This is a genomic window from Caulobacter sp. GW821-FHT05F04 (genome assembly GCF_059419665.1).
In genome coordinates this window covers 88,061-113,546 of sequence record NZ_JBWKSF010000001.1, presented here as the reverse complement: position 1 = coordinate 113,546, position 25,486 = coordinate 88,061, and the positions used below count along the sequence as shown (strand labels likewise).

At 67.6% G+C, this 25,486-nt stretch carries 28 protein-coding genes; 20 read left to right on the top strand and 8 right to left on the bottom strand.

Annotation, left to right across the window (positions count from 1 at the left end):
* Positions 1 to 8: 8 nt before the first annotated feature.
* Together AC07R7_RS00655 and xth are read right to left on the bottom strand one after the other, a co-directional pair.
* Positions 9 to 935: a hypothetical protein gene (locus AC07R7_RS00655; RefSeq protein ID WP_492883720.1), complete on the bottom strand. Its 927-nt coding sequence runs from the start codon at positions 933 to 935 to the stop codon at positions 9 to 11.
* Between the two features lie 55 nt (positions 936 to 990).
* Complete coding sequence (xth, locus tag AC07R7_RS00650) at positions 991 to 1,779, bottom strand: exodeoxyribonuclease III (RefSeq protein ID WP_492883722.1); 789 nt, start codon at positions 1,777 to 1,779, stop codon at positions 991 to 993.
* Between xth and AC07R7_RS00645 the strand changes: the two genes are divergently transcribed.
* Positions 1,779 to 2,153, top strand: a complete 375-nt coding sequence (locus AC07R7_RS00645) for a hypothetical protein (RefSeq protein WP_492883724.1) — start codon at positions 1,779 to 1,781, stop codon at positions 2,151 to 2,153. The genes xth and AC07R7_RS00645 overlap by 1 nt on opposite strands.
* A 49-nt stretch (positions 2,154 to 2,202) precedes the next feature.
* On the opposite strand, the gene erpA is transcribed toward AC07R7_RS00645, so the two are convergent.
* A complete protein-coding gene (gene erpA, locus AC07R7_RS00640) occupies positions 2,203 to 2,535 on the bottom strand; it encodes an iron-sulfur cluster insertion protein ErpA (protein ID WP_125156543.1) in 333 nt (110 codons plus the stop codon).
* Positions 2,536 to 2,623: 88 nt separating this feature from the next.
* Here erpA and AC07R7_RS00635 point away from each other — a divergent pair, with 88 nt between their 5' ends.
* The 5 genes from AC07R7_RS00635 to scpB all read left to right on the top strand — a co-directional run bounded on the left by AC07R7_RS00635 (position 2,624) and on the right by scpB (position 7,462).
* The gene (locus AC07R7_RS00635) at positions 2,624 to 3,808 is read left to right on the top strand and encodes a deoxyguanosinetriphosphate triphosphohydrolase (RefSeq protein WP_492834586.1); all 1,185 of its coding nucleotides are present in this window, start codon (positions 2,624 to 2,626) and stop codon (positions 3,806 to 3,808) included.
* 180 nt (positions 3,809 to 3,988) lie between these two features.
* Positions 3,989 to 4,774, top strand: coding sequence for a cell division protein FtsN (gene ftsN, locus AC07R7_RS00630; RefSeq protein ID WP_494633605.1), 786 nt, complete (start codon positions 3,989 to 3,991; stop codon positions 4,772 to 4,774).
* 12 nt (positions 4,775 to 4,786) lie between these two features.
* Positions 4,787 to 5,812, top strand: coding sequence for a beta-N-acetylhexosaminidase (gene nagZ, locus AC07R7_RS00625; protein WP_494633603.1), 1,026 nt, complete (start codon positions 4,787 to 4,789; stop codon positions 5,810 to 5,812).
* Positions 5,809 to 6,633 (top strand): segregation and condensation protein A, encoded by an 825-nt coding sequence (locus AC07R7_RS00620; protein WP_492883734.1) that lies wholly within the window; start codon positions 5,809 to 5,811, stop codon positions 6,631 to 6,633. The genes nagZ and AC07R7_RS00620 overlap by 4 nt, the downstream gene beginning before the upstream one ends.
* 157 nt (positions 6,634 to 6,790) lie before the next feature.
* The gene (gene scpB, locus AC07R7_RS00615) at positions 6,791 to 7,462 is read left to right on the top strand and encodes an SMC-Scp complex subunit ScpB (RefSeq protein ID WP_494633601.1); all 672 of its coding nucleotides are present in this window, start codon (positions 6,791 to 6,793) and stop codon (positions 7,460 to 7,462) included.
* On the opposite strand, the gene AC07R7_RS00610 is transcribed toward scpB, so the two are convergent.
* A complete protein-coding gene (locus tag AC07R7_RS00610; protein ID WP_492883738.1) occupies positions 7,459 to 7,770 on the bottom strand; it encodes a hypothetical protein in 312 nt (103 codons plus the stop codon). The genes scpB and AC07R7_RS00610 overlap by 4 nt on opposite strands.
* A 280-nt stretch (positions 7,771 to 8,050) precedes the next feature.
* Here AC07R7_RS00610 and tatA point away from each other — a divergent pair, with 280 nt between their 5' ends.
* From tatA to tatC, 3 genes are all read left to right on the top strand, one after another.
* Entirely contained in the window at positions 8,051 to 8,275 is a 225-nt protein-coding gene (tatA, locus tag AC07R7_RS00605; protein ID WP_099579690.1) for a twin-arginine translocase TatA/TatE family subunit, read from the top strand.
* Between the two features lie 88 nt (positions 8,276 to 8,363).
* Positions 8,364 to 8,954: a Sec-independent protein translocase protein TatB gene (tatB, locus tag AC07R7_RS00600; protein ID WP_492883740.1), complete on the top strand. Its 591-nt coding sequence runs from the start codon at positions 8,364 to 8,366 to the stop codon at positions 8,952 to 8,954.
* Positions 8,951 to 9,871 carry a twin-arginine translocase subunit TatC gene (gene tatC, locus AC07R7_RS00595; RefSeq protein WP_492883742.1) on the top strand — a complete coding sequence of 307 codons (921 nt, stop codon included), beginning with the start codon at positions 8,951 to 8,953 and terminating at the stop codon, positions 9,869 to 9,871. The genes tatB and tatC overlap by 4 nt, the downstream gene beginning before the upstream one ends.
* Before the next feature lie 136 nt (positions 9,872 to 10,007).
* Here tatC and AC07R7_RS00590 read toward each other — a convergent pair whose 3' ends face one another.
* Positions 10,008 to 10,463 carry a UrcA family protein gene (locus AC07R7_RS00590; RefSeq protein ID WP_492883743.1) on the bottom strand — a complete coding sequence of 152 codons (456 nt, stop codon included), beginning with the start codon at positions 10,461 to 10,463 and terminating at the stop codon, positions 10,008 to 10,010.
* 371 nt (positions 10,464 to 10,834) lie between these two features.
* On the opposite strand from AC07R7_RS00590, the gene serS reads away from it, so the two are divergent.
* From serS to dipM, 4 genes are all read left to right on the top strand, one after another.
* Positions 10,835 to 12,130 carry a serine--tRNA ligase gene (gene serS / locus AC07R7_RS00585; RefSeq protein WP_494633598.1) on the top strand — a complete coding sequence of 432 codons (1,296 nt, stop codon included), beginning with the start codon at positions 10,835 to 10,837 and terminating at the stop codon, positions 12,128 to 12,130.
* Entirely contained in the window at positions 12,127 to 12,921 is a 795-nt protein-coding gene (gene surE, locus AC07R7_RS00580) for a 5'/3'-nucleotidase SurE (RefSeq protein ID WP_492883746.1), read from the top strand. The genes serS and surE overlap by 4 nt, the downstream gene beginning before the upstream one ends.
* A complete protein-coding gene (locus tag AC07R7_RS00575; protein WP_395443123.1) occupies positions 12,918 to 13,586 on the top strand; it encodes a protein-L-isoaspartate(D-aspartate) O-methyltransferase in 669 nt (222 codons plus the stop codon). The genes surE and AC07R7_RS00575 overlap by 4 nt, the downstream gene beginning before the upstream one ends.
* A gap of 94 nt (positions 13,587 to 13,680) precedes the next feature.
* A complete protein-coding gene (dipM, locus tag AC07R7_RS00570) occupies positions 13,681 to 15,579 on the top strand; it encodes a cell division endopeptidase DipM (RefSeq protein WP_494633595.1) in 1,899 nt (632 codons plus the stop codon).
* A 61-nt stretch (positions 15,580 to 15,640) separates the two neighbouring features.
* Here the strand turns inward: dipM and AC07R7_RS00565 are convergent, their stop codons facing one another.
* Positions 15,641 to 16,492 carry an ATP-binding protein gene (locus AC07R7_RS00565; protein ID WP_494633593.1) on the bottom strand — a complete coding sequence of 284 codons (852 nt, stop codon included), beginning with the start codon at positions 16,490 to 16,492 and terminating at the stop codon, positions 15,641 to 15,643.
* 132 nt (positions 16,493 to 16,624) lie between these two features.
* Here AC07R7_RS00565 and yajC point away from each other — a divergent pair, with 132 nt between their 5' ends.
* The 4 genes from yajC to AC07R7_RS00545 are packed head-to-tail and all read left to right on the top strand — an operon-like array spanning position 16,625 to position 19,900.
* Complete coding sequence (yajC, locus tag AC07R7_RS00560; protein WP_494633591.1) at positions 16,625 to 16,930, top strand: preprotein translocase subunit YajC; 306 nt, start codon at positions 16,625 to 16,627, stop codon at positions 16,928 to 16,930.
* 59 nt (positions 16,931 to 16,989) lie between these two features.
* Positions 16,990 to 18,588, top strand: coding sequence for a protein translocase subunit SecD (gene secD, locus AC07R7_RS00555; protein WP_494633589.1), 1,599 nt, complete (start codon positions 16,990 to 16,992; stop codon positions 18,586 to 18,588).
* An 11-nt stretch (positions 18,589 to 18,599) separates the two neighbouring features.
* The gene (gene secF, locus AC07R7_RS00550) at positions 18,600 to 19,547 is read left to right on the top strand and encodes a protein translocase subunit SecF (RefSeq protein WP_492834557.1); all 948 of its coding nucleotides are present in this window, start codon (positions 18,600 to 18,602) and stop codon (positions 19,545 to 19,547) included.
* Positions 19,547 to 19,900, top strand: a complete 354-nt coding sequence (locus tag AC07R7_RS00545) for an Mth938-like domain-containing protein (protein WP_494633587.1) — start codon at positions 19,547 to 19,549, stop codon at positions 19,898 to 19,900. The genes secF and AC07R7_RS00545 overlap by 1 nt, the downstream gene beginning before the upstream one ends.
* Here AC07R7_RS00545 and AC07R7_RS00540 read toward each other — a convergent pair.
* Positions 19,897 to 20,604, bottom strand: a complete 708-nt coding sequence (locus AC07R7_RS00540; RefSeq protein WP_494633586.1) for a hypothetical protein — start codon at positions 20,602 to 20,604, stop codon at positions 19,897 to 19,899. The two genes, AC07R7_RS00545 and AC07R7_RS00540, sit on opposite strands and share 4 nt — an antisense overlap.
* A gap of 130 nt (positions 20,605 to 20,734) precedes the next feature.
* Here AC07R7_RS00540 and AC07R7_RS00535 point away from each other — a divergent pair, with 130 nt between their 5' ends.
* Together AC07R7_RS00535 and AC07R7_RS00530 are read left to right on the top strand one after the other, a co-directional pair.
* Entirely contained in the window at positions 20,735 to 21,349 is a 615-nt protein-coding gene (locus tag AC07R7_RS00535; protein WP_492883762.1) for a urate hydroxylase PuuD, read from the top strand.
* Positions 21,350 to 21,416: 67 nt separating this feature from the next.
* On the top strand, positions 21,417 to 22,130 hold the full coding sequence (locus AC07R7_RS00530; protein ID WP_492883764.1) for a squalene/phytoene synthase family protein: 714 nt from the start codon (positions 21,417 to 21,419) through the stop codon (positions 22,128 to 22,130).
* Positions 22,131 to 22,132: 2 nt separating this feature from the next.
* Here AC07R7_RS00530 and AC07R7_RS00525 read toward each other — a convergent pair whose 3' ends face one another.
* The gene (locus tag AC07R7_RS00525) at positions 22,133 to 24,238 is read right to left on the bottom strand and encodes a S9 family peptidase (protein ID WP_492883766.1); all 2,106 of its coding nucleotides are present in this window, start codon (positions 24,236 to 24,238) and stop codon (positions 22,133 to 22,135) included.
* Between the two features lie 286 nt (positions 24,239 to 24,524).
* Between AC07R7_RS00525 and lpxC the strand changes: the two genes are divergently transcribed.
* Complete coding sequence (gene lpxC / locus AC07R7_RS00520; protein ID WP_492883768.1) at positions 24,525 to 25,421, top strand: UDP-3-O-acyl-N-acetylglucosamine deacetylase; 897 nt, start codon at positions 24,525 to 24,527, stop codon at positions 25,419 to 25,421.
* Positions 25,422 to 25,486 lie beyond the last annotated feature (65 nt).

Genomic DNA, 25,486 nt, shown 5'->3' with positions numbered 1-25,486 from the left:
AAGCGTGATCAGTCGTCGAGATCGAAGGGCAGTTCATCCTGATCGACGGCGGTGTCGCGGCGGGCCTTGGAGACGGGCTTGTAGGTCGGGGCGGGCGGTGGGGTGGGGACGTCGTCGTCCGCGTCGTCCCACGGCGGATCATCGAACATGTCGGGCTCGGCCACCGGCTTCGGCGCGGGAGCCGGGACTGGAGCCGTCGGCCGCGAGACCGGACGCGCCGGCGCGGCGCGCGGGGCGTCGTCGAACGACGAGCGTCGGGCCAGCGGCGGCGGGGTGTCGGGCAGAGGCGGGGGGGCGCGGAAATCGTCCTCGTCGTCTTCGTCGTATTCGAAGGACTCGGGCGGTTCGGGCGGCGGCGCGGGGCGGGCGGCGACCACTGGGGCGGGCTCCGGCTTCGTGGGGCGCGGCGGCAGCGGCCGGCGAACGATGGCCTCGCAACGGGCCAGCCAGCGGTTGGCCTCCTGCATCAGCTCGCCGGGCGAACGGCTCTCACGACGCTGTTCGTCGCCGGGGGCCCAGAGCTCGAGGGCGAAGTCCGGATGGCGCGGATCGTCGAAGACCAGGCGCAGGGTGACCGACTGGGCCTGGGGCGCGACATGGTCGATGGCCCGGCGGCCTTCGCCCCGGAAGACGCGGCCCATCACCTGGCCGTCGACCAGCAGCTCGGCCCCCATCAGCTCGTCCAGGCGATAGATCAGGCACCAGGCGCCCCGGTCCCAGGCCACCGCCAGCAGGTTGGTCGAGAACGAGAAGCCCGCGCCCCGGCCCCGGCCGCGCGCCACGATGAAGCCTTCCGGATCGCTCTTCAGCACGTTGCGCAAGGCTCGGCGCAGACGCCGGTCCTCGTCGCCGTACCAGATGGCCAGGCTGCCCAGGAACGTCACCGCCGAGCCGGCGATGGCCACGAACAGCAAAAGACGCGCGAGTTCGCTCATAGTAAGGCCAGGCTAGCGGGAGTCCTGATTCCGCGACAGAGGGGCTATGGGGCCCTTAGTCGCGGAAGTGGCCGACGACCGGCACGTGGTCTGACGGCTTTTCCTTGTCGCGCTCGTCGCGGTGGATGACGACGTCGGTCAGGCGGTCGACGGCCTGGGGCGAGCACAGCAGGTGATCGATGCGGATCCCCAGGTTCCGGGGCCAGGCGCCGGCCTGGTAGTCCCAGAAGGTGTAGCCGCCCGGCGCGCCGTCGACCTGCATGTAGGCGTCGGTGAAGCCCAGGTTCTTCAGCGCCCGGAACGCGCCGCGGCTCTCGGGCTGGAACAGGGCGTCGCCAAGCCAGGCCTCGGGATTGGCCACGTCCTCGGCCTCGGGGATGACGTTGTAGTCGCCCAGGATGACCAGCGGCTCCTCGAAGGCCAGCAGGCGTTGGGCGTGAGCGTGCAGGCGGCGCATCCAGGCCAGCTTATAGTCGAACTTCTCGGTCCCGATCGGATTGCCGTTGGGCAGATAGATGCCGACCACGCGGAATGGGACCGGCGCGGCGATCACCGCCTCGACATAGCGCGACTGCTCGTCGACTTCGTCTTCCGAGAGGCCGGGCAGCCCCTTACGGACGTCCTCGATCGGGAACTTCGAAAGCAGGGCGACGCCGTTATAGGTCTTCTGGCCGTGGACGACGACATTGTAGCCCAGCCGCTCGAAGGCTTCGGTGGGAAACTTCTCGTCGACGCACTTGATCTCCTGCAGCACGGCCACGTCCGGGGTTTCCGATTCGAACCAAGCCAGCACGCCTTCCAGGCGAGCGTTGATCGAATTGACGTTCCAAGTGGCGATACGCATTGACGGCTCCAGACTGCGGCGGGAGGCTAGGGCGCATGAAGGTCGCGCTCAAGTCAGCTGGCAAGCCAATCGATCGAAGACAGCTCGCGCTCATGGTGCTGGCCACCGGCGCGTGCTTGGCCTTCGCCGCGATCGGCGCGATCCTGGCCATCTTCACGCCGCTGGTCTTCGACCGGGCGGGCAACATGCTGAACCCGATCGCCTGGCTGGGCTTCGTGTTCGGCGCTCTGTTCTGGGCGGTGTGCCTGCTGTCGCCGCTGGCCGGCTGGATCCTGTGGCGCAAGGGCCAGATGACCTTCGCCTGGGCCGCCATGGCCGCGCCGCTGGCCTGGGGCGCGCTGACGCTGACCCTGCTGCAGTTCGTGCCGGCTTAGGTCTTGGCGCGCCTTCCGGGCGGCGAACCGGTTCGCCTGAAGGCGCTTGCTAGATCGAGAAACTGACCCCACAGCCGCAGCTGGACTTGGCGTTCGGGTTGCGAACGCGGAACTCCGCCCCGGCCAACTCGTCGACGAAGTCGATCTCCGAACCCTTCAACAGGGCCAGGGAGACGACATCGACCAGCGCCACGGCGTCGTCGCGCTCGACCTTGAGGTCGTCGTCCTCGACGGCGTCAACCAGGTCGAAACGATACTGGAAGCCGGAGCACCCGCCGCCATCGACGGCGACGCGCAGCATCAGGGGGCGGCCCTCGCTGGCGGCGATGGCCTTGATCCGACGCGCGGCGTTTTCGGAAAGCGTTAAGTCTACTTGGGTCATGGCTGTGGAAAACTCACCTCAGGCCTATATGAGGGTGACGCGGCCTCTACGGAAGGGGCCAAATCGTCCAACGCGATAAAGGCGGTTCATGACCTCGACCCCGTACTTCGTCCCGCGCGCGCCCTACGCCGAAGATCCGTTCAAGTCTCGGGGCCGTCGGTTCAAGGAGGACGAGAGCCGCACGCGCACGCCGTTCGCGCGCGATCGCGACCGCATCATCCACACCTCGGCCTTCCGCCGGCTGAAGGAAAAGACCCAGGTCTTCGTGGCGCATGAGGGCGACAATTTCCGCACGCGTCTTACCCACTCGCTGGAAGTGGCGCAGGTCGCCCGCTCGCTGGCCACCGCCCTGGGCCTGGACAGCGACCTGGCCGAGACCATCGCTCTGGGGCACGACATCGGCCATCCGCCGTTCGGCCACGCCGGCGAGGACGAGCTCGAGCAGCAGATGAAGGATTTCGGCGGTTTCGACCACAACGTCCAGACCTTCCGGGTCGTGACCGAGCTGGAGCACCGCTATCCGGACTTTCTGGGCCTGAACCTGACCTGGGAGACCCTGGAAGGGATCATCAAGCACAACGGCCCGGTCACGAATAAGCTGGGCAAGCCCTCCTGGAAGGCGATTCAGAAGTACGACGCCGAGTACGACCTCGGCTTGAACACCTGGGCGTCGGCCGAAGCGCAGGTCGCGGCCCTGGCCGACGACATCGCGTATAACAATCACGACGTCGACGACGGCGTGACGGCGGGTCTGTTCACCCTGGACGAGCTGATGGACGTGCCGCTGATCGGCCCGATCCTGGCGGCCGTGAAGAGCGAACGTCCCGACCTCGACCCGCGTCTGACCCACCTGGAAGCCATCCGCCGCATGATCGGCGCGATGATCGACGACGTGATGGGCGAGACCCTGCAGCGCGCGGCGGCCACCGGCGTTGGTTCGGCCGACGACGTCCGGGCCCTGGACCACGCCCTGGTCGCCTTCTCGCCGGACATGGCCGAGGACCTGGCTCGCCTGCGCGCCTTCCTGCACGAGCGCATGTACCGCCACTGGCGCGTCAACCGCACGCGCAGCCAGGCTCGCCGTATTCTGGGCGAAATGTTCGCGCTATTCCTGAAGGAGCCGGAGGTCCTGCCGACCATCTGGTTCGCCAAGTCGCAGAACCGCGACGAAGCCGGCCGCGCCCGCGTGGTATGCGATTACATCGCGGGCATGACCGACCGCTTCGCGATAGAAGAACACCGCAAGCTGTTCCACCTGGACGTCTGGAACTAGGCCTTCGGGCCAGGGATCCGGAACGTGGGCGCGAGCGGCCGATCGTCTGCCACCTGAGCGGGGCGGACGCTTCTTGGACGGGCCGCCGTTGGGTAACCTAGGGTCGCGCGCGTCTGATTCGATGCGTTCGACCTGTGCGTCCTTGTGTGGACGCCCGAGAGTATCTGGAGCCTAGCCGAGATGTCCGATCCGCACCGCGGGGCCTATACGCCGCCCACCGACGCGCCGCTGTCGTTCGATGCGCGTCAGCCCGTGCGAGGCGCGCGCCCGCTGCCCATGACCCTGATCATCAGCGCGGTGGTGCTGGTGACCCTCGTTGTCGGGGTGATCCTGGTCTATCGCGGCGGCGTGCGGAACCCGAACGATCCGCCGCAGGCCGTCGGGACCGAAGTGGCCCAGATGAAGACCCCGCCGCCGGCCGGCAGCCAGCCGCAGGATCCGGCCGCGGGTCTGCAGATCTATCACAACGAGGACCCGCAGCCGTCGGCCACCTTCGCCGCGCCGCCCGAGGCGCCGCAGGCCCGTCCGGCCGCGCCGGTCGCCAGCGCCCCGGTGCAGACCGCCGCCCTGCCGGCCGCCAAGCCCGCGCCGACCGCGCGGCAGCCGGCCCCAACCATCGAATCCCTGGCGACCGCCGCCGCCCAGAAGCCGGCGCCCAAGCCTGTGCAACTGGCCGCCGCCGCGCCCGCCAAGCCAGTCGCCGCGACTCCGGCCGCCGCAACGGGCGGCCCCGCCATGGTGCAGATCGGCGCCCTGTCGTCTCCGGCCCTGGCGGACAAGGCCTGGACTGACGCCACGCGCCTGGCCCCGGGCCTGGCCGCCGGCAAGGGCAAGAAGGTCGAGGCGATCGACAAGAACGGCACGACGCTCTACCGCACCTCGGTGACGGGCTTCGCCTCGCGTGAAGCGGCCAAGGCCTTCTGCGAGGCGATCTCGGCCTCGGGCAAGTCCTGCTTCGTGAAGTAAGGAGTTACCCCTTTGAGCACCTCTTCCGCCGCTATCCTCGGCTGCGCCGGGACCACGCTGACGGCCGAAGAGGTCGCTTTCTTCCGGGACGTGAAGCCATGGGGCTTCATCCTGTTCAAGCGTAACATCGCTGATCCGGAGCAGGTGAGGGCGCTGACCGCCGCCCTGCGCGCCACGGTCGGCCGTGACGACGCCCCCATCCTAATCGACCAAGAGGGCGGCCGCGTCGCCCGTCTGCAGCCGCCGCACTGGCGCATCTATCCGCCCGGCCGGGCCTACGGCGAGCTGGTGGCCAACGATCCGTTGACGGCGCGCGAGATCACCCGCCTGGGCTCGCGGCTGATCGCCCACGACCTGCGCTCGATCGGGATCAATGTCGACTGCGTGCCGGTGCTGGACGTGCCGGACCCCCAGGGCCATGAGATTATCGGCGACCGCGCCTATGGCGACACGCCCGAGCAGGTGGCGACCCTGGGCCGCGCCGCGGCCGAAGGCCTGCTGGCCGGCGGCGTCCTGCCGATCATCAAGCACATCCCCGGCCACGGCCGCGCGCTGAGCGACAGCCACCTGGAGCTGCCGGTGGTCAAGGCCAAGCTGCTCGAGCTGGAAATCCGCGACTTCGCGCCGTTCCGGGTGCTGTCCGACATGCCGATGGCGATGACCGCCCACGTCGTCTACTCGGCCATCGACCGCAACCGCCCGGCCACGACGTCGAAGAAGGTGATCAAGAAGATCATTCGTGAATCCATCGGCTTCGACGGACTTCTGATGAGCGACGACCTGTCGATGAAGGCGCTTAGCGGCGACTTCAAGCAGCGGGCCAAGGACAGCCTGTCGGCCGGCTGCGACGTCGTCCTGCACTGCAACGGCGACATGGCCGAGATGAAGGCCGTGATGTCCGGCGTCGGCCGGCTGGGCAAGGAAGCCCGCCGTCGGACCCAGGCCGTCATGGGCCGCCTGGTCAAGGTCCCAGAGCCTTTCGACGTGGCCGAGGCCCGCGCCCGCTTCGACGCCGCGTTCGACGGCAAGTACGCTTGAGCACGGGCTTCCAGCCGACCTTCGACTTCGCGGCCGCCAACGAGGCGGCCGAGGACGGCGCGGCGCTGGTCATCGACATCGACGGCTATGAAGGCCCGCTGCACGTGCTGCTGGCCCTGGCGCGCAGCCAGAAGGTCGACCTGCTGCAGCTGTCGATCACCAAGCTGGCCGAGCAGTACCTGGCCTTCGTGCAACAGGCTCGCCGCGTGCGTTTCGCCCTGGCGGCCGACTACCTCGTCATGGCCGCCTGGCTGGCCTACCTCAAGTCCCGCCTGCTGCTGCCCAAGCCCGAGCGCGCCAAGGCCGAGGAGCCGCCGGCCGAGGAAATGGCCGCCCAGCTGGCCTTCCGCCTCGCCAAGCTGGACGTGATGCGCAAGGCCGTCGAGGCTCTGAAGGACCGCCCGATCCTGGGCCGCGACGTCTTCATGCGCGGCGATCCGGACGCGGTAAGGATCGTCTCCTCGACCCGTCTGGAGGGCGATCTCTATAGCCTGATGAGCGCCTACATCACTCAGCGCAAACGCGAACATAGCCGCCACTACGCCCCGCGCCCGCCGACCGCCTATCCGCTGGAAGACGCCCGCGACCGCCTGCGCGGCCTGCTGCCGAAGATGCAGGACTGGACGGTCCTCTCCACCGTCGCCCCGATCGAGCGGGCGCTGGAAGAGGAGGACGGCCCCACGCCCGCCTCCTACCTGGCCTCGACCCTGTCGGCCTCGCTGGAGCTGGTCAAGGAGGGCATTCTGGAGGCGCGGCAGATGGGGGCGTTCGAGGACATCTACTTGCGGACCAGAGCGGAGCCGCTGGAGGTTACCGAGTGATCTTCCCCTCTCTCCCGATCTCCCCGGCGAAGGCCGGGGTCCAGATCGAACCCACCAACGCCCGACAAGCCGACAGGGCGTTTCTCGGATCATCCCAAGCCGCCCAGGATGAATCTGGGCCCCGGCTTTCGCCGGGGAAATCGGATATGGGGTTTGAATGACCGTCGAACTCGAACCCCTCTTCGTCGAGCGCTGCATCGAGGCCCTGCTGTTCGCGGCGGCCGAGCCGCTCAGCGACGTTGACCTGGCCAAGCGCTTGCCGGCGGGGGCCGACATCGCCGCTGGCCTCGCGGGCCTGCGGACGCGCTACGAGGGCCGGGGAATCGAGCTGGTCTGCGTGGCCGATCGCTGGCGTTTCCAGACGGCGACCGACCTGGCGTTCCTGATGACGGAGGAGCGCGAGGAGCCGCGCCGCCTGTCCAAGGCCGCGCAGGAGACCCTGGCCATCGTCGCCTATCACCAGCCCGTCACGCGGGCCGAGATCGAGGCCGTGCGCGGGGTGCAGGCCAGCCGGGGCACGCTGGACGTTCTGCTGGAGCTGGGTCTGATCCGCATGCGCGGCCGCCGGCGCACGCCGGGCCGGCCGGTGACCTTCGGGACGACGGACGCTTTCCTTGAGCATTACGGCCTGGCCGCGCTGTCGGACCTGCCGGGCATCGCCGAGATGAAGGCCGCGGGCCTGCTGGAAATGAACCTGCCACCAGGCTTCACCGTGCCCGATCCGCTGGGCCTGCGCACCGATGATGAGGATCCGCTGGATCTGGACGACGGCGAAACGCCGGAATTCGCCCAGGACTTCCTGGGCGAGCCGGAGAAGGCGGATCGCTAGGCGAGGACGTCGGCGATCTGGCCGGTCTTGTCCTTCTTGTCCGGATCGTTCTGGACCTGCTGCTTGATCATGTCCTTGAGCTTTTGCTCGATCTTGGCCCGATCCTCGGGGCCCATCGCCTTGAGCTGCTCCTCGGTGACGCCCAGCTTTGCCAGCATCGCGGCCCGCATCTTCTGGGCCGGGGTCATCGCCTGGTACTTCAGGAACTCGTCCTTGGCGGACGTTTCGCCGATGGGCGACGAGGTGCTGGCGGACATGCCGCTATAGGCGCCGGCGTAGCTGGACGAACCGATGGACGAAATGGACATGACGCGCTCTCGAACTTGAGGGTGCGACACTCTGTGCAAGGCGTGGGCCACGGCCGGGAAGCTAGACTTTACAGATCCTTGGCAGGCAAGGGCGCGCTGAAAGCGTGGCCGGTCGGTCAACTCCGCCGAGCAGAACTTGCCCGGAAGTCGCGCCAGGCCTCGCGACCTCGCGACTCTCGGGCGAACCATGGTCTCCGGCCCCGCGAGCGCCTATATTCTTCGGCATGTTGTAACGACGCGTCGCAGCGGCTATCTGGCGCTGTCGCAAGGAGTCTCGATTATGGGAAGTCTAGGTCCGATTCACTGGATCATCGTCGCCGTCGTGGTGCTGCTGCTGTTCGGCGGCCGCGGCAAGCTGTCGGGCATCATGGGCGACGCGGCCAAGGGCATTCGCGCGTTCAAGGATGGCCTGAAGGACGACACCAGCAGCGAAGTCGCCGACAACAAGTCCAAGGGCGCCCTGCCGCGCACCGAGCAGGAAGCCGAAGAGCTTCGCAAGTCGTAAGACCTTGAAGCGCGCGGGGAGGGGTTCTTCGCGCGCGTCTGTCCAATCACGCGGGGAGCCATCGGCTCCGCCGTTCTAAGGCGCGTCCATGCTTCCTGATATCGGCGGCACAGAACTCCTTGTCATCGCCGCCGTCGCTTTGATCGTGGTCGGTCCCAAGGATTTGCCCGCTCTGCTGCGCAAGCTGGGCCAGTTCGTGGGCCGGATGCGGGGCATGGCCTCGGAATTCCGCGCCAGCTTCGACGAGATGGCGCGCCAGTCCGAGCTGGACGAGCTGCGCCGCGAAGTGCAGGCCATGCGCTCGGGCCAGTTCACCAATCCGACGCCGGCCGCGGATCCGCACGTCGACCAGGTCTTCGCCGACATCGACGCCTCGCTGTCCAGCGGCGCGACCCAGATGCACCCCTATGCCGGGGCCGAGATCCACAATCCGGCCCTGAGCACCGACAATTCGGTTCCGGCCCCGGCGGCCCAGATCGTCGAGAAGCCCAAGCGCGCGCCGCGCAAGAAGGCCGTCGCGGTCGCCGAGCCGGCTCCGGTTGAAACCGCGAAAGCTCCGCGCAAGCGCGCCGCCGCACCCAAGAAGGACATCACGGTCGAGGCCCCCAAGGCCGTCCGCGCGCCGCGTAAGCGCGCGGCCAAGGCCGGCGGCTCCACCGCTTCGGACATCGTCTCGTGAACGACAAGGCCATCGGATACGACCCCAGGGATGAGCACGAGGACGAGATCGAGTCCTCGCGCGCGCCGCTTCTGGATCACCTGATCGAACTGCGCACCCGCCTGATCGTCTGCGTCGGCGCGATCGCCGTCGCCTTCGGCGTCTGCTTCGCCTTCGTGAAGCCGATCTTCCTGTTCCTGGTCCGCCCCTTCACCGTGGCCGAGGGCCTGAAGGCCGTGCAAGACGCGGGCGGCCACCACGGCTCGTTCGACCTGATCCTGGCCCTGGTCGGCATCAAGCACGTGCCGCCCGCCGCTCTGAAGGACATCACCCTGCAGGCAACCGCGCCGCTGGAGCAGTTCTTCACCAACATCAAGCTGTCGGCGTTCGCGGCCATCGTCGTGGCCTTCCCGATCATCGCCTGGCAGCTGTACCGCTTCGTCGCGCCCGGTCTCTACAAGAAGGAGCGCAACGCGTTCCTGCCGTTCCTGATCGCCTCGCCGGTGCTGTTCCTGATGGGCTCGGCGCTGGTCTACTACGTGATGCTGCCGTTCGTGCTGTGGTTCTCGCTGAGCCAGCAGATCGTCGGCGACGGAGTGAAGGTCGTGCTGCAGACGCGGGTCTCGGAATACCTGACCCTGGTCACGACCTTGCTCCTGGCCTTCGGCCTCAGCTTCCAGCTTCCCGTGGTGCTGTCGCTGGGCGGCCTGGCGGGTCTGGTCACGTCGGATATGCTGCGGACGGGCCGTCGCTACGCCATCGTCGCCGTCTTCGTGGTGGCCGCCATCGTCACCCCGCCGGATCCGATCAGCCAGATCACCTTGGCCGTGCCGCTGTGCCTGCTCTACGAGATCTCGATCTGGTGCGTGTGGCTGATCGAACGCCGCCGCAAGCGGGAAGACGACGAGGAAGCCGGCAAGGACATAGTGGCCGTTTAACGGTCCATACCTCCACCCCGTCATTCCCGCCCTCGTGGCGGGAATGACGGCGGTATCTTGGACATAAAAAAGGGCCCCGCGACTGAGCCGCGGAGCCCTTCTTTTTCGCTCAGATAAGCGAGCGAAACTTGAAGCCTTAGGCGGCGGCGCCGACGCGCGCCTGCAGTTGGGCCTTGGCGGAGCGGACGGTGTCGGCCACGCACGACGAGTAGCTCACGACGCTGAAGTTCGGGCGCTGGGCCTTGCAGACCGTCTGGGCGGCGGTGCGGATCTCGGCGTGGATCTGGTTCTGGGTCTTGCCCTTCAGCGAGATGCGGACGACCGAGACGGTCTCGACGGCGGCCGGCTTGCCGGTGTCGCGCGCGCGCATGATCGAGGCCAGCTGGCGGTGAGCGTTCATCAGGGCGTTGTCGACGCAGGTCGCGTCGCCGGCGCCGCAGACCGAAACGGCGGCGGTCTTGATCTCGTTTTCGATCTGGACCGAGTTCTTGCCGGTCAGCGACACGCGGACTTCGGTGGCGGTCTTGGCGCCGGCCGGAACGGCGACAGCGGCGGCGATGGCGAGGGCGGCGAAAGCGGCGAACGTCTTCATGATTTCAAATTCCTAGGAATGATCGGGCGGCCGAGGAGGGCCGAAAAAGGACGCGTACTGAAGTTGGCGCGGCTTTTCGGCTATTGGGATTAAGTCCGTGTGACAAAGTCCGGCTAATTTCCGTTAGCGGTTGGATTTTTCGTGCCTAGGTACCGCTATCGTGCGCGATAACCGGCTTTTCGAGCCTCTTCAAAGGGAGGTATGTTCCTCGGATCTAGGCTTTTTGCGCAATGCGGGGCCGTCCCGGCCGCCCTGGCCGGGGATCACGAAGCCGTGGAGAGGCCGCCCGCCCATCCGGAAAGCTTGGCGCCCCCGCCGACGCGCCTTAGAGAGGGCGTTTCTCCATCGCCCATCTCCCGAGCTTGCGTCCGATGCACGACATCAAGGCCATCCGCGAAAACCCCGAAGCCTTCGAAGCCGCATGGTCGGCCAAGGGGCGGTCGGGCGAGGCCGCGCAGGCGGTCAAGCTGGACGCCCAACTCCGCGCGGCCCAGACGGCGCTGCAAGAGGCTCAGGCCAAGCGCAACGAAAGCTCCAAGCTGATCGGCATGGCCAAGGCCAAGAAGGACGAGGCCGAAGCCGCGCGCCTGATGGCCGAGGTCGAGGCGCTGAAGGGCGTCATGGCGACCGCCGCCGAGGAAGAGGCCCTGGTCGGCGGCAAGCTCAAGGACCTGCTGGCCAGCCTGCCCAATATTCCGGCTCCGGAGGTGCCCCCGGGCGAGGACGAGCACGGCAATGTCGAGGAACGCCGCTGGGGCGACGCCGCCAAGCTGCCGGCCGGCCGCCTGAACGCGCCCAAGGACCACGTCGACCTGGGCGCGGCCCTGGGCGGCATGGACTTCGAATCCGCCGCCCGCATGAGCGGCGCGCGCTTCGTGGTCCTGAAGAAGGAAATCGCCCGCCTGGAGCGCGCCATCGGCCAGTTCATGCTGGACCTGCAGACGGTCGAGCACGGCTACACGGAAATCAGCCCGCCGCTGCTGGTGCGCGACGAGGCGCTGTTCGGCACCGGCCAGTTGCCGAAGTTCGCCGACGACCTTTTCCACACCACCGACGATCGCTGGCTGATCCCCACCGCCGAGGTCTCCCTCACCAACATCGTCCGCGAGCAGATCCTGGCCGAGGAAGAGCTGCCGATGCGCCTGACGGCCCTGACGCCGTCGTTCCGCGCCGAGGCCGGGTCGGCCGGCCGCGACACGCGCGGCATGATCCGTCAGCACCAGTTCTACAAGGTCGAACTGGTCTCGATCACCACGCCCGACCAGTCCGAGGCCGAACACCAGCGCATGGCCGAGTGCGCCGAGACGGTGTTGAAGAAGCTGGAGCTGCCGTTCCGCACCATGCTGCTGTGCACCGGCGACATGGGCTTTGGCGCCAGGAAGACCTACGACCTGGAAGTCTGGCTGCCGTCGCAGAACATGTATCGCGAGATCAGCTCGTGCTCGAACTGCGGCGACTTCCAGGCCCGCCGCATGGAGGCCCGCTATCGCAAGACCGGCGAGAAGGGCGGCCACTTCGTCCACACCCTGAACGGCTCGGGCCTGGCCGTCGGTCGCACCCTTGTGGCCGTGCTGGAGAATTACCAGGACGAGGCCGGCCGCATCCACATCCCGGCGGCGCTGCAGCCCTATATGGGCGGGCTGACCCACATCGGAGGCGCTGCGTGAGGATCCTCCTCACCAACGACGATGGCGTCAACGCGCCAGGCCTGAAGAGCCTGGAGAGGATCGCCCGCGCCCTGACCGACGACGTCTGGATCTGCGCGCCGGAATACGAGCAATCGGGCGCCAGCCGGGCTCTGACTCTCTCGGACCCGATCCGCGTCCGCAAGCTCGATGATCGCCGCTTCGCCGTCGAGGGCACGCCGACCGACTGCGTGATGATGGCCGTGCAGCAGCTGATCGACGGTCCCGCGCCGGATCTGGTGCTGTCGGGCGTCAACCGCGGCCAGAACCTGGCCGAGGACGTCACCCTGTCGGGCACGGTGGCCGGCGCGATCGAGGGCATGGCCCACGGCATCCGCTCGATCGCCCTGTCCCAGACCATGAACTTCTTCCACGACGAGGTCGTCGCCCACTGGGAGACGGCCGAGCACTTCGGCCCCGGCGTCGTCCAGCGCCTGCTGGAGGTGGGCTGGCCGACTGACGTGATCATGAACGTCAACTTCCCGGCCGTGACGCCGGACGAAGTGACCGAGGTCGAGGTCACCCGCCAGGGCTTCCGCGACGGCCTGCTGCGCAACATGGAAAAGCGCACCGATCTGCGCGGCCGCGACTATTACTGGATGGGCTTCTCGGCCAAGGCCTCCGAGCCCGCCGACGGCACCGACCTGAAGGCGATCTATTCGGGTCGCATCTCGGTCACGCCGCTGCACATCGACCTGACGCACAACGAGACCGTCCATAAGCTGAAGGGCGTGCTGGGCGGCGCTCCGCCGAAGCTGAAGGCGGCTCCATGAGCGGAGGGACGTCCAAGGCCGCCGAGAACGCCAAGGCCGACCTTCCGCGCCTGATGCAAGCCCTGCGCGACCAGGGGGTCACCGATCCACAGGTGCTGAAGGCCATCGAGACCACGCCGCGCGACCTGTTCACGCCGGACCTGTTCAAGGACCGCTCGTGGGAGGATTCGGCCCTGCCGATCGCCTGCGGCCAGACGATCAGCCAGCCCTATATCGTCGGTCTGATGACCCAGGCCCTGACGATCGAGCCGCGATGCCGGGTGCTGGAGATCGGCACGGGCTCGGGCTACCAGACCACGATCCTCAGCAAGGTCTCGCGCCTCGTCTATACGATCGAGCGCTATCGCACCCTGATGAAGGAGGCGGAAGGCCGCTTCCACAAGCTGGGCCTGACCAACGTCATCACCAAGTTCGGCGATGGCGGCGAGGGGTGGGCCGAACAGGCGCCGTTCGACCGCATTATGGTCACGGCCGCGGCCGAAGATGATCCGAAGCGGCTGCTTTCGCAGCTGAAGCCCAACGGCGTGCTGGTCGCGCCGGTGGGGAAGGGGCCAGTTCAAAGCCTTCGCCGCTATGCCGGCGACGGCAAGGGGGGCTTCCGGGTCGAGATTCTCTGTGACGTGCGTTTCGTGCCCCTGCTGGCCGGCGTCGCGAAGGATCAGTGAAGGTTGGGGGACGCGGCGTTTCGCGGCCTCTGGTGTTAAAGGTTGATTTACCCTGGCGGCGCCCTTTGGTGGCTCCGGCGGGAAAGGAGAGGCTATGAGGCAGTTGTGGACGCGCGCGGCGGTGATCGCCCTGACGGCTGGAACGCTCGGCGCCCATGCGGAGGCCGCGCGGGCCGCGGGCCAGCGCTTCACGCCGAACTTCCCGATCACCCAGCCCCCCGCCGCCCAGCCGGCTCCGCAATCCACGGCGCCCGCGTCTGAGGCCGTCTCGACCGCGCCCGGCGAGGCCGAGACCCTGCCGCGTCCGACGCCGATCTCGACCTCTGCCGCGCCGTCGGTCACCCAGTCCGAGCTGCCGCCCCCCGCCCGCGCCACGACCTCGGCGCCCGCGCCGCAACTGCGCGCCGCCCCGCCCAGGACCGTGGTCACCACCACCGTCACCGGTCCCGTGGTCAATGTTCCCGGCAAGCCGCAGGTGCGCGTCGTCGAATCCGGCGACGCCCTGGACGCCATCGCCCGCGGCTTCGGCGCGACCCGCGCCGAGCTGGTCGAACTGAACGACCTGAAGGCCCCGTACCGCCTGAAGCTGGGCCAGAAGATCAAGGGACCGGCCAAGGACGACCAGAAGGCTTACGTAGTCCAGACCGGCGACACGATGTTCGCCATCGCCAAGCGCTTCAGCGTCACCGCGGCGGCCCTGGCCGACGAGAACGACCTGAAGGCCTCCTCGGCGATCAAGAAGGGCCAGAAGCTGATCCTGCCGGACGGCTACAAGGACAAGGGGCCGATCAAGACGACGACCGTGCTGGCCGGCGCGCCCGCCTCGCAGCAGACCGTCGCTGAGGCCGAACCGAGCCGTCCCGCGCCGAGCCGGCCGACGACCACGACGCCCTCGCGTCCGACCTACACGCCGCCCGTCGCGAGCGAGCCGGACACCACCCCCGCCACGACCTCGACGACGACGCTCAGCGTCACCGGTTCGGTCACGACCGTCGCGGGGCCGCGCCAGATCCACACGGTGAAATCGGGCGACACCCTGACCGCCATCGCTCGTAAGTTCGACGTCAGCGTCAGCGACCTGGCCGACGACAACAAGCTGAAGGCCGACAAGCCGCTGAAGCTGGGCGCCAAGATCAAGGGCCCGGCGACCACCCAGAAGGCCTATGTCGCCGTCAGCGGCGATACGCTGGCCGGCATCGCCAAGCGCTTCAATGTCAGCGTCAAGGGACTGGCCGCCGAGAACAACCTGCGCTCCACGGCCTCGGTGAAGAAGGGCCAGAAGATCCTGCTGCCCGACGGCTACAAGGACAAGGGCCCGATTCGGACCACGACCACCACGGTGGTGAAGCGTCCCGAGCCGACACGGGCGCCTTCGCCGTCGACGCCCTCGAACACCTACGCCCGCGTCGACAGCTCCGCGCCCACGGCCCCCGCGCCATCGACGCCCTCCAACCCGCAGCCCTATCAGCCCAGCGGCAACAGCTATTCGCGCCCCAGCGCGCCGGTCGCCGCCCAGCCGGTCAGCCCGCCGCCGTCCGCGCGTCCGATCATCGAGAGCAGCGCCGCCCCGACCGAGGCCGAGATCATCGCCTCGGGCAAGGGCAAGTTCGCCTGGCCGGTGCGGGGCGAGATCATCTCGACCTTCGGCGTCAAGGGCACGGGCCAGCGCAATGACGGCCTGGACATCCGCGCCGCGCAAGGCACGCCGGTGCTGTCAGCCGCTGACGGCGAAGTGGCCTATGCCGGCAATCAGGTCCCGACCTTCGGCAATCTGGTGCTGGTCAAGCACGCCGACGGCTGGGTCACGGCCTACGCCCACCTTTCCAGCATTAACGTCAAGATGCGCCAGCAGGTACGGCAGGGCGAGCAACTGGGCGCGGTCGGCGCCACGGGCGGCACCAACGAGTCCAAGCTGCACTTCGAGATGCGCTACGCGCCCACGGTCAAGGACAAGGCCAAGCCGGTCGACCCGGCCCTGGTGCTGCCGCGCTAAGGCGACGCCTTCACTGAAACCTGGCACGGCCCGCTTCGAAAGAGGCGGGCCGTTCTGCTGTTCAGCTGGGCAGCTTGACGCCCAGTTCGCCGGCCAGATCCCGCACGAACTGCCAGGCCACGCGGCCCGAGCGGGCTCCGCGCATCTGCGACCACTGCAGGGCGCGGCGGTCGAGATCGGGCGCGGTCAGGCCGAACTGCTCGGCATAGCCGCGGATGGCGGCCAGATAGGTGTCCTGGTCCATCGGCGGGAAGCCGATCCACAGGCCGAAGCGGTCGGAGACGCTCATCTCTTCTTCGGCGTTCTCGGCGGCGGCGATGGCGCCCTGGCTTTCGACGTGGTCGCGCGGCATCAGGTGGCGACGGTTCGAGGTGGCCACGAACAGCACGTTCTCGGGCGGGCCCGACACGCCGCCCTCCAGCGCCGACTTCAGCGCCTTGGCCGCGGCGGCCCCGTCCTCGAACGAAAGATCGTCGCACAGCACCACGAACCGCTCTGTACGCGCGCGGAGTTGATCGAACAGCGGCGGCAGGGCCGCGACCTCGTCACGATCGACCTCGATCAGTTTCAGGGCCGGGAATTCGTCGGCCAGGCTGACGAAGGCGGCCTTGGTCACTGAGCTCTTGCCGGTGCCGCGCACGCCCCACAGCAGCACGTGGTTGCAGGGCACGCCGAGCGCGAAGCAGCGCAGGTTGTCGACGAAACGGCCTTTCTGGCGGTCGATTCCCACCAGCAGGTCCAGCGACAGCGGATAGTCGGCCGCCGGGACGAAGGCGCCGTCCTTGGGCTCGTGCCGGAACAGGCGCGCGGACGAAAAGTCCGGCGCGGGCGGCGCGGGCGGCGCCAGGCGTTCCAGGGCTTCGGCGATGCGGGCGAGCAGGGGCGTAAGTGAGGGACTGGGCGCGTCGGTCATGGGCACGCTGCATACCGGGTGCGCTTGGATTGCAAAAGGGGAGGCGAACGCATAGCTTCCGCCGACTTGGCGCGACCCTATGAGCTTGTCTCTCTTTGGCTGGCGCGCCGCATCGGTTTTGTTGGAGACGTCATGTCCGGTCTGAACGCTCAATTCCTGCAGCTCGCGCCCATCCTTCTGATGGTCGTGCTGTTCTACTTCATGCTGATCCGTCCGCAACAGAAGCGCGCCAAGGAGCATCAGGCGATGCTCACCAACCTGAAGCGCAACGACACGATCGTCCTGTCCAGCGGCATGATCGGCAAGGTCGTCCGTGTCGAGGACAAGGAAGTCGGCGTCGAGATCGCCACCGGCGTGACCGTGAAGGTCATCAAGGGCATGATCACGGAAGTCCGCGCCAAGGGCGAGCCGGCCCCGGCCAACGACGCCAAGAACTAAGGCGATACCGAATCCGTCTCGAGGCGTCCGTCGCGGCGTCGCCTGAAAGTCACTGATCCATGCTGACCCTCTCCCGCTGGAAGATCATCGCCGTCACCCTGTCGGTGATCTTCGGCATCCTGTTCTCCCTGCCCAACGTCCTCCCGCAGAAGACGTTGGACGCCATGCCCGGCTGGCTGCCGCACCAGAAGCTGAATCTCGGCCTCGACCTGCAAGGCGGCTCGTATCTGCTCTATGAGGTCGACACCGACGCCCTGCACCGCGAGCGTCTGTCCGACCTGATGGAAGACACCCGCACTCAGCTGCGGAACGAGCAGATCCCGTTCGGCGAACTGGCTCAGCAGGGCGAGGTGATCAGCGTGCGCATCGGCGACGCCTCGCGCTACGAAGCGGCCCTGAATCTGCTGCGCAAGAATCTCGGCGCGCCTCTGGCCGGCGTGATCGGCGGCAAGGACGTCAGCGTCCAGGGTAAGGGCGACAACCGCATCGAAGTCACCTTCGTGCCGGAAGCCCAGCGCGCCGACGCCGCCAAGGCCGTCGACCAGTCGATCGAGACCATCCGTCGCCGTATCGACAGCCTGGGCACCAAGGAGCCCTCGATCAACCGCCAGGGCACCAACCGGATCATGATCCAGGCGGCCGGCGAGAGCGATCCCGAGAAGCTCAAGAGCGTCATCGGCAAGACCGCCAAGCTGACCTTCCAGATGGTCGACGAGACGGTGACGCCCGAAGACATCCAGGCCGGCCGCATCCCCCCCGGCTCGGAACTGCTGCAGAGCGAAGACCAGTACGCGCCGTATTACGTGGTCAAGAAGCGCGCCGTCGTTTCGGGCGACGAACTGACCAATGCTTCGCAAACCTTCGACCAGAATGGCCGGCCGGCCGTCGGCTTCGCGTTCAACGGTTCCGGCGCCAGGAAGTTCGGCGACATCACCCTGCGCAACCCCGGCAAGCGGTTCGCGATCGTCCTGGACAAGAAGGTGATCTCTGCCCCGGTGATCAACGATCCGATCACTAGCGGCAGCGGCATCATCACCGGCAGCTTCACCGTCGAAAGCGCCAACGAACTGTCGCTGCTGCTGCGCTCGGGCGCCCTGCCGGCCCCGCTGAACGTGGAAGACCAGCGCACGGTGACCGCCGAGCTCGGCGCCGACGCCGTCAAGGCCGGCGCGATCTCGCTGGCCATCGGCGCGGCGTCGATGTTCGTGTTCGTGATCCTGGCCTATGGCCTGTTCGGCGGCTTCGCGGCCATCGCGCTGGTGGTCAACGTGCTGCTGATCGTCGGCATCATGTCGATGACCCAGGCGACCCTGACCTTCCCGGGCATCGCCGGCCTGATCCTGACCCTGGCCGTCGCCGTCGACGCCAACGTGCTGATCTACGAGCGCATGCGCGACGAGGCCAACGCCGGGCGCACGCCCATGGCCGCGGCCGACCACGGCTACAAGCTGGCCCTGACCTCGATCCTGGACGCCAACATCACCAGCCTGATCTCGGGCCTGATCATGTTCAGCTTCGGTTCGGGCCCGGTGAAGGGCTTCGCCTGGACCCTGGTGATCGGCGTGTTCACGTCGCTGTTCACCGCCATCTTCATCACCCAAGTGCTCATCGGCTGGTGGTTCAAGACCACCAAGCCGAAGAAGCTGCCGATCGCATAGGAGAACCGACCATGCGTTGGCCACTCATTCGCTACATCCCGCGTTCGACCCACTATCGGTTCGTGCGCTGGGCCCCGGTCGCGGCCGTCATCTCGGCGGTCCTGATCGCCGCCTCGATCGGCCTGCTGGTCTTCCAGGGCCTGAACCTGGGTATCGACTTCAAGGGCGGCGTCGCCCTGGAAGTGCAGATGTCGCGCCCGGCTCCCTTGGCCGAGCTGCGCACGACGCTGGACCAGATCGGCGCCCATGACGGCCAGGTCCAGGGCTTCGGTTCGCCGAACTCGGCCATGGTCAAGTTCCTGCCGGCCAAGGGTGAAAAGCCCAGCGACGCGTCCAAGCACGTCGAAACCGAACTGGTGAAGCGCTTCCCCGACCTGAAGGTGACCAGCCGTTCGGAAGTGGGCGCCAAGGTCTCGGGCGAGCTGCTGCTCTCGGGCTTCAAGGCCCTGGGCGTGGCCCTGCTGCTGACCCTGGGCTACATCTGGTTCCGCTTCGGCCTGTCGTACGGCACGGGCGCGGTCGTGGCCGTGATCCACGACATCGTCCTGACCCTGGGCCTGCTGTCGGTCATGCGCATCGAGTTCTCGATGACCGAGATCGCGGCCCTGCTGACGGTCATCGGCTATTCGATGAACGAGAAGGTCATCACCTTCGACCGGCTGAAGGAGAACCTGCGCAAGTACAAGACCACCCCGCTGCGCGACATCATCGACCTGTCGGAAAACGAGCGTCTGTCACGGACGATCATCACCGGCACCACGGCCCTGCTGGCCCTGGGCGGCACGATGATCTTCGGCGGGCCGGTCCTGTTCCCGCTGGTGTTCACGATGATCTTCGGGATCATCATCGGCACCTATTCGTCGATCTATATCGCCCTGCCGATGATCCTGATCTGGGGCGTGAAGCGGAACGACGAGGAAGCCACGCCGATCAAGCTCGGCGCGGCCTCGCGCCCCTGATGCGTCAGCCGCCGTCCATCGACGCCTGGGGCGGCGGCGGCTTCCGGGTCTCCGGCGACTGGCGGCCCGGCTCGCTGCTGATCCTCGACGATCAGCCTCGCGACTGGTCCGCCACGTCCCTGGCCGAGCTGACCCCTGAGACCTTCGCCGAGGTGTTCGCCGCCGGCGGGGCGGTGGAGTTCGTTCTGCTGGGCACGGGCCTCAACAATGGCCTGCCGCCGCGCGCGGTCCGCGACGCCCTGAAGGCGGCGGGCGTGGGCCTCGAGTTCATGAGCACCGAAGCGGCGGCCCGGACGTACAACGTCCTGGCCAGCGAAGGCCGCAGGCTGGCGGCCGCGCTGATCGCGGTCTAGGCTGTCTGGTCGACGGTCGCGCCGGGTTCTTCGGCGCGATCCTTCTTCGCCTTGGCTTCGGCGCGTTCCTCGGCCGCCTTTCGCAGCATGCCCAGGGCCGCCTCGGCGACGCCGCCGACGCGGTTCTCGTCGGTCAGGGTGTCCAGGGCGGCCTTGGCGTCGTCCGACAACGAGACCTGCACGGCCGCGTCCTTGCCGGTCTTCTCGGCCTTTTCAGCCTTCTCCTCCGCCAGCTGCTGCTCGCGTCCATCGGCATTGGTTTGGAGGAAGGCCTTCCAGCTCTCCAGGGTCCCGGTCTGCTCAAGGCTGGCCGTCCCGGCGAAGATCATCTTCTGCTGCTGGGGCGACATCCGGTTCAGGGCGACGATCTGGTCGGCCATCACGTTGCCTTCGCGCGGCGTGCGCATACCCCGGGCGTTGAAGTCATCGGCGGCCTGGCGGATTTGCTTGGCTATGGTCGAGTTGTTCCAGGCGGCGTTCAGCGCGTCGCGATCGGCCTGGGTGCTGGACTTGAACCAGTCGGCCCGCCCCTGGTCCGAGGCGTACAGCGCCTTGCCGATGGCGACATAGGCGTCGATCTTCTGGTCATCCGAGGCGCCGGAGCCGTCGGCTAGGATCGCGGACTGGCGCAGAACCACGGCGACGCCGCCGCCACCGCTGGCGAGCTGCGGGGAGAGGGGCTGGGCGACGGACGACACTTGCATGGCGGATCTCGCTTTGGCGCAACTTGAGGTTACGGCATTCGCCTTAACGGCGTCCTAGCGGCGACTTTGCCGACTCCCGAAAACGGTCCTATGGTCCAGGCCAAGCTTTCAGAAGGACTTGGGGGAAACGATGTCCGGGCTGCTTACCAACTTCCGCAACACCATGATCGTCAGCTTCGTGCTGGCCCTGGTGATCGTGATCGGCTACGCGCACGGCCCCGACGGGCATGGCGCGATCTTCCTGCAGGCCGTTTTCCGCTGGCTGCACGTGCTGTTCGGCATCCTGTGGATCGGACTGCTCTACTACTTCAACTTCGTGCAGATCCGCGTGATGCCGCAGATCCCGGCCGAGCTGAAGCCGGCGGTCAGCAAGTACATCGCGCCCGAAGCCCTGTTCTGGTTCCGCTGGGCGGCGCTGTTCACCTGGGTGATGGGCGTGATCCTGGCTTTCAGCCGCGGCTACCTGCTGGAAGCGGCGACCCTGGGCCTGGCCGGCGGCTACACGCCCGGCGTGGACATGCAGTACACCTTCATCGGCACCGGCATGTGGCTGGGCACGGTGATGTTCTTCAACGTCTGGGTCTTCATCTGGCCGAACCAGAAGATCGCGCTGGGCATGGTCGAGGCCGACGCGGACGCCAAGGCGAAGGCGGCCAAGCTGGCCATGCTGTTCTCGCGCACCAACACCCTGCTTAGCCTGCCGATGCTGGCGACCATGGCGATGAACCAGACCGTCTTCGGCTGACGCCCGACGCGACACGCTGTAAGGGGAGGGCCCGCCAGCTCGGCGGGCCCTTCTTCGTCTTGAGACCATGGCCGACACCGAAACCCTCGACGATCTCGTCCGCCGCGTCGATCCCGACCGCTGGCTGGCCAGCCGGTTCATCGGCGACCTGGCCGCGCGGGCCGACGTCATCGCGCTGTTCGGCCTGAACTACGAGCTGGCCCGGGTGGCGGGCGGAGTCTCCAACGCCCTGATGGGCGAGATCCGCATCACCTGGTGGCGCGAGGCGATGGAAGAGATCGCCGCCGGCAAGCCGCCGCGCAAGCATCCCAATGTCGAGGCCCTGGCCGCGTCCCGGTTCGATCCGAACGCGCTCGCGACACTGGCCGAGGCGCGCTTCGCCGATCTGGACGAAGGTCCCCTGAAGGATGAGGCCGCCGTTCTGGCCTATGTCGACGCCACGGCCGGCGCGTTGGCGGTGCTGGCGGCGCGGCGGCTGGATGCGAGCGCCGATCCGCACGCCGTCAAGGGCGCGGCGCGGGCGTTCGGCCTCACAGGTCTGTGGCGGCTGAAACAGGCTGGGCGGTCGCGTCTGCCCGAGACCTGGACGCGTGAGGACGTGGTCGGGCGCGTCGAGGCGCAACTGAAGGCGGCCCGGGGCGAGGTGAGGGGGCTGCCCGTGGCGTCTTTCCCGGCCGTGGCCCCGGCGGCGCTGGCGCGGCCCCACCTGAAGGGCCGCGAGATGAGTGATCTCGAAAGGAAGGCCCGTCTCACCTTCGCGGTGGCGACGGGCCGCCTCTAGGCCTACTTCCCCGGCCGGTTGTTCCCCGTCCACTGGTCCAGCCAGTCCAGCACTTCCTTGTGCCACTGCACCGAGTTCTGGGCCTTCAGCACCCAGTGGTTCTCGTTCGGGAAGTACAGCAGCTTGCTGGGCACGCCCTTGCGCTGCAGGGCCGTGAAGGCTCCCAGGCCCTGTTCGACGGGGATGCGATAGTCCAGTTGGCCCTGCACGATCAGCTGCGGCTTGGTCCACTGGGCCACGTGCAGGGCGGGGTTGAAGGTCTCGTAGGTCGTTCCGGGCTGCCAGGGCGTTCCACCGTTCTCCCACTCGGTGAACCATAGCTCCTCGGTGGCGTAGCCCATGGCGCGGGTGTCGAAGACGCCGTCGTGGGTGACCAGGCACTTCCAGGGCTGGGGCCAGGCGCCAGCGATCCAGTTGACCATGTAGCCGCCGTAAGAGGCCCCCAGGGCGCAGGCGCGGTCGCCATCCAGGAAGGCGTACTTGCCCAGCGCCGCGCTCCAGCCCTTCTGCAGGTCCTCCAGCGGGCGGTCGCCCCAGTGCTGGCTGATCGCGTCGGTGAAGGCCTGACCGTAGCCGGTCGAGCCGTGGAAATCGACCATCACCACGGCGTAGCCGGCATTGGCGTAGATTTGCGGGTTCCAGCGATAGGACCAGCTGTTGCTGAACGAGCCCTGCGGACCGCCGTGGATCAGGAAGGCCACGGGATACTTCTTGGCCGGATCGAAGTTGGCCGGCTTCACGATGAAGCCATGCACGGTTTCGTCGTTCCAGCCCTTGAAGTTGAACTGTTCCGGCTCGCCCCAGGCTACGTCCTTGAGCGCTTCGCTGGAGACGCTGGCCACCCTCACCACCGGGCGCTTGGACCCGAGCAGGAACAGCTCCGACGGACTCTTCAGCGAGTCCGAGGCGTAGACGATGCCCGCCGGGCCCACATCGAAGCCGGTGACATGGCCGTCGCCGGTGAGCGCGACGACCTTGTCGCTCTTCACGTCGATGGCGAACAGCTTGCCTTGGCCGACGTCCAGGGCGGTGGCGTAGATCGTCGTGCCGTCCGGGCTCCAGGCGATGGAGTCGGCCGAGCGGTCCCAGTTGGGCGCCAGTTCGCGTTCCTGGCCGGTGGCCATGTCGCGCACAATGATGGCGAAGCGATCAGCCTCGAAGCCGGGGCGCTTCATGGCGCGATAGGCGGCCAGCTTGCCGTCGGGCGAGAACACCGGGGCGGCGTCCCAGGCCTTGTTGCCGGCCGTGAGGTTCTGGACCCTGGCCGAGCCGTCCAGCGGCGCGCTCCAGACGTCATAGTTGGTCGTCCAGGCCTCATCCTTGCCCGCGACCTTCGCCGAGAACACCAGACCCTTGCTGTCCGGCGTGATCGTGAAGTCGGCGTCGTCGCCATAGGGCTTGGTGGGCGTGTCGCCGTCGAAACCCTTCATCAGGTCGACCGGTTGGCCTGCCGCCACGCCGTTGGCGTCCAGCGTCCAGGCGAAGAGGTGGTTCTTGGTCCCGTCGTTCCATGTATCCCAGTGGCGGACGAAGAGGCGATCATAGACGACGCCCGTGGCCTTGGTCGCGGTCTTGGCGGCCAGCTTGGCCTCGGTGCAGGCGAAGTCGGCGCAATCGGGGAAGACGGCCAGGCCCACGACGATGGTCTTGCCGTCCGGGGCGACCTTGAAGGCCTGGACGTCGAACGGGGCCGCGGTCACCTGGGTCGCGGTCTCGCCCATGACGTCGGTCTTGAACACCTGCTCGATCCCGCCGGCGCGGCTGGATGAGAAGTAGATGGTCTTGCCGTCGGCGCTCCAGCGGCCGCTCGACGCGCCGCCGTCCGAGATCTTCAGCCGGCGCGGCGCCATCCTGGCCTTCAGGTCGGCGATCCACAGCGACATCGCGGCCTTGTTGGCCGGATAGTCCATGGTCCGCACCGAATAGAGCACATGGCGACCGTCGGGCGAGACGCGCGGATCAGACAGGCGATCCAGGCTCGCCATGTCCTTGGCGGTGAAGACGTGCGGCTTGGCGGGCGTCTGCGCGTGGGCCGCCCCGGCGAGGGCGACGGCGAGGACCGCCGCGGAAGCGGCCATGGGGGCGACGATACGCAAGCTCTTGATCATGAAACCGAAATTCCCGGAAACGGTTATCGCTTTGGCGGCGGAGCGTAGTCCTGGTTTCGCCGAGCCGCTAGGGGAGCCGGGGACCAAGATTCCCGAGCACGGATCGTCGACCGACGGTCTGTTTCCGCGCCTGCGTTTCTGTGACAAATCTGTAATCAAGTCAGTCGTTTAGCGCGTAACAATCCGAAACAGACTTTGCTTTGCCGCGACGCAGCATCCTTCCTAGATGGAAGCTGGGGCGAAAGGACGACCGCAGAGTCGTCCGTCGAACGATAAGGTGTCTCTAGTGTCGGCTTCGGGTTATTTTCAGCACACGGTCGCGGGACCGGTGATCTTCGCGGGGATCGGCCTGCACACGGGCGCGCACGTGCGCGTCTCGGTGCGTCCGTCGGCCCCTGACACGGGGATCGTCTTCGTGCGGACCGATGTGCAGAACCGCGACAACCGCGTCCCCGTGACCGCCCAGGCGGTCTGCCAGACGCAGCTCGGCACCGTGATCGGCAATGGCGACGACGTCCGCGTCTCGACCATCGAGCACCTGATGGCGGCCCTGGCGGCCCTGTCGATCGACAACTGCGTCGTCGAGGTGGACGGTCCGGAAGTGCCGATCATGGACGGCTCGTCCGAGCCCTTCGTCCAGATCCTGGATCGCGCCGGCCGCCGCAAGCAGGAAGCCGTCCGCCAGTACATCGAGATCCTGGCCCCGATCACGGTGGAGGAGGGCGACAAGCGCGCCAGCCTGTTGCCGTCGGACCGGTTCGAGGTCGCCTTCGAGATCGCCTTCGGCTCGCGGGCCATCGGCCGTCAGGCCGTGGATCTGGTCGTCGACGAAGACTCGTTCCGCGCCGAGCTCTCCGACTGCCGCACCTTCGGCTTCGTCCGCGATGTCGAGGCCCTGCGCGCCATCGGCCTGGCCCGGGGCGGCTCGATGGAGAACGCCGTGGTCATCGACGGCGATCGTGTGCTGAACCCGGAAGGCCTGCGCCGTCCGGACGAGTTCGTTCGCCACAAGGCGCTGGACGCCATCGGCGACCTCTATGTGCTGGGCAAGCCGCTTGTGGGCCGCTTCGAAGGCGTTCTGGCCGGTCACGGCCTCAATAACGCCGTGGTTCGGGCATTGATGGCCCAGCCGCGCGCTTGGCGCCTACGCGCCCTCGCGTCGGAACTGGCTGAAGCGGTCTAGATAGCGTCTCCGGGAGTCGGGCTCGGCGTTCGCATTTGCGCCTTCGACGGCGTGGTGTAGAAGCC

Coding starts and splice junctions, on each gene's coding strand:
- secD (WP_494633589.1), top strand. CDS start 16,990: ATGCTGACCCTCTCCCGCTGGAAGATCATCGCCGTCACCCTGTCGGTG.
- AC07R7_RS00575 (WP_395443123.1), top strand. CDS start 12,918: ATGAGCGGAGGGACGTCCAAGGCCGCCGAGAACGCCAAGGCCGACCTT.
- AC07R7_RS00540 (WP_494633586.1), bottom strand. CDS start 20,604: ATGCAAGTGTCGTCCGTCGCCCAGCCCCTCTCCCCGCAGCTCGCCAGC.
- xth (WP_492883722.1), bottom strand. CDS start 1,779: ATGCGTATCGCCACTTGGAACGTCAATTCGATCAACGCTCGCCTGGAA.
- erpA (WP_125156543.1), bottom strand. CDS start 2,535: ATGACCCAAGTAGACTTAACGCTTTCCGAAAACGCCGCGCGTCGGATC.
- AC07R7_RS00565 (WP_494633593.1), bottom strand. CDS start 16,492: ATGACCGACGCGCCCAGTCCCTCACTTACGCCCCTGCTCGCCCGCATC.
- tatA (WP_099579690.1), top strand. CDS start 8,051: ATGGGAAGTCTAGGTCCGATTCACTGGATCATCGTCGCCGTCGTGGTG.
- serS (WP_494633598.1), top strand. CDS start 10,835: ATGCACGACATCAAGGCCATCCGCGAAAACCCCGAAGCCTTCGAAGCC.
- AC07R7_RS00525 (WP_492883766.1), bottom strand. CDS start 24,238: ATGATCAAGAGCTTGCGTATCGTCGCCCCCATGGCCGCTTCCGCGGCG.
- AC07R7_RS00545 (WP_494633587.1), top strand. CDS start 19,547: ATGCGTCAGCCGCCGTCCATCGACGCCTGGGGCGGCGGCGGCTTCCGG.
- AC07R7_RS00590 (WP_492883743.1), bottom strand. CDS start 10,463: ATGAAGACGTTCGCCGCTTTCGCCGCCCTCGCCATCGCCGCCGCTGTC.
- ftsN (WP_494633605.1), top strand. CDS start 3,989: ATGTCCGATCCGCACCGCGGGGCCTATACGCCGCCCACCGACGCGCCG.
- dipM (WP_494633595.1), top strand. CDS start 13,681: ATGAGGCAGTTGTGGACGCGCGCGGCGGTGATCGCCCTGACGGCTGGA.
- yajC (WP_494633591.1), top strand. CDS start 16,625: ATGTCCGGTCTGAACGCTCAATTCCTGCAGCTCGCGCCCATCCTTCTG.
- AC07R7_RS00635 (WP_492834586.1), top strand. CDS start 2,624: ATGACCTCGACCCCGTACTTCGTCCCGCGCGCGCCCTACGCCGAAGAT.
- AC07R7_RS00535 (WP_492883762.1), top strand. CDS start 20,735: ATGTCCGGGCTGCTTACCAACTTCCGCAACACCATGATCGTCAGCTTC.
- scpB (WP_494633601.1), top strand. CDS start 6,791: ATGACCGTCGAACTCGAACCCCTCTTCGTCGAGCGCTGCATCGAGGCC.
- tatB (WP_492883740.1), top strand. CDS start 8,364: ATGCTTCCTGATATCGGCGGCACAGAACTCCTTGTCATCGCCGCCGTC.
- AC07R7_RS00655 (WP_492883720.1), bottom strand. CDS start 935: ATGAGCGAACTCGCGCGTCTTTTGCTGTTCGTGGCCATCGCCGGCTCG.
- AC07R7_RS00530 (WP_492883764.1), top strand. CDS start 21,417: ATGGCCGACACCGAAACCCTCGACGATCTCGTCCGCCGCGTCGATCCC.
- secF (WP_492834557.1), top strand. CDS start 18,600: ATGCGTTGGCCACTCATTCGCTACATCCCGCGTTCGACCCACTATCGG.
- AC07R7_RS00610 (WP_492883738.1), bottom strand. CDS start 7,770: ATGTCCATTTCGTCCATCGGTTCGTCCAGCTACGCCGGCGCCTATAGC.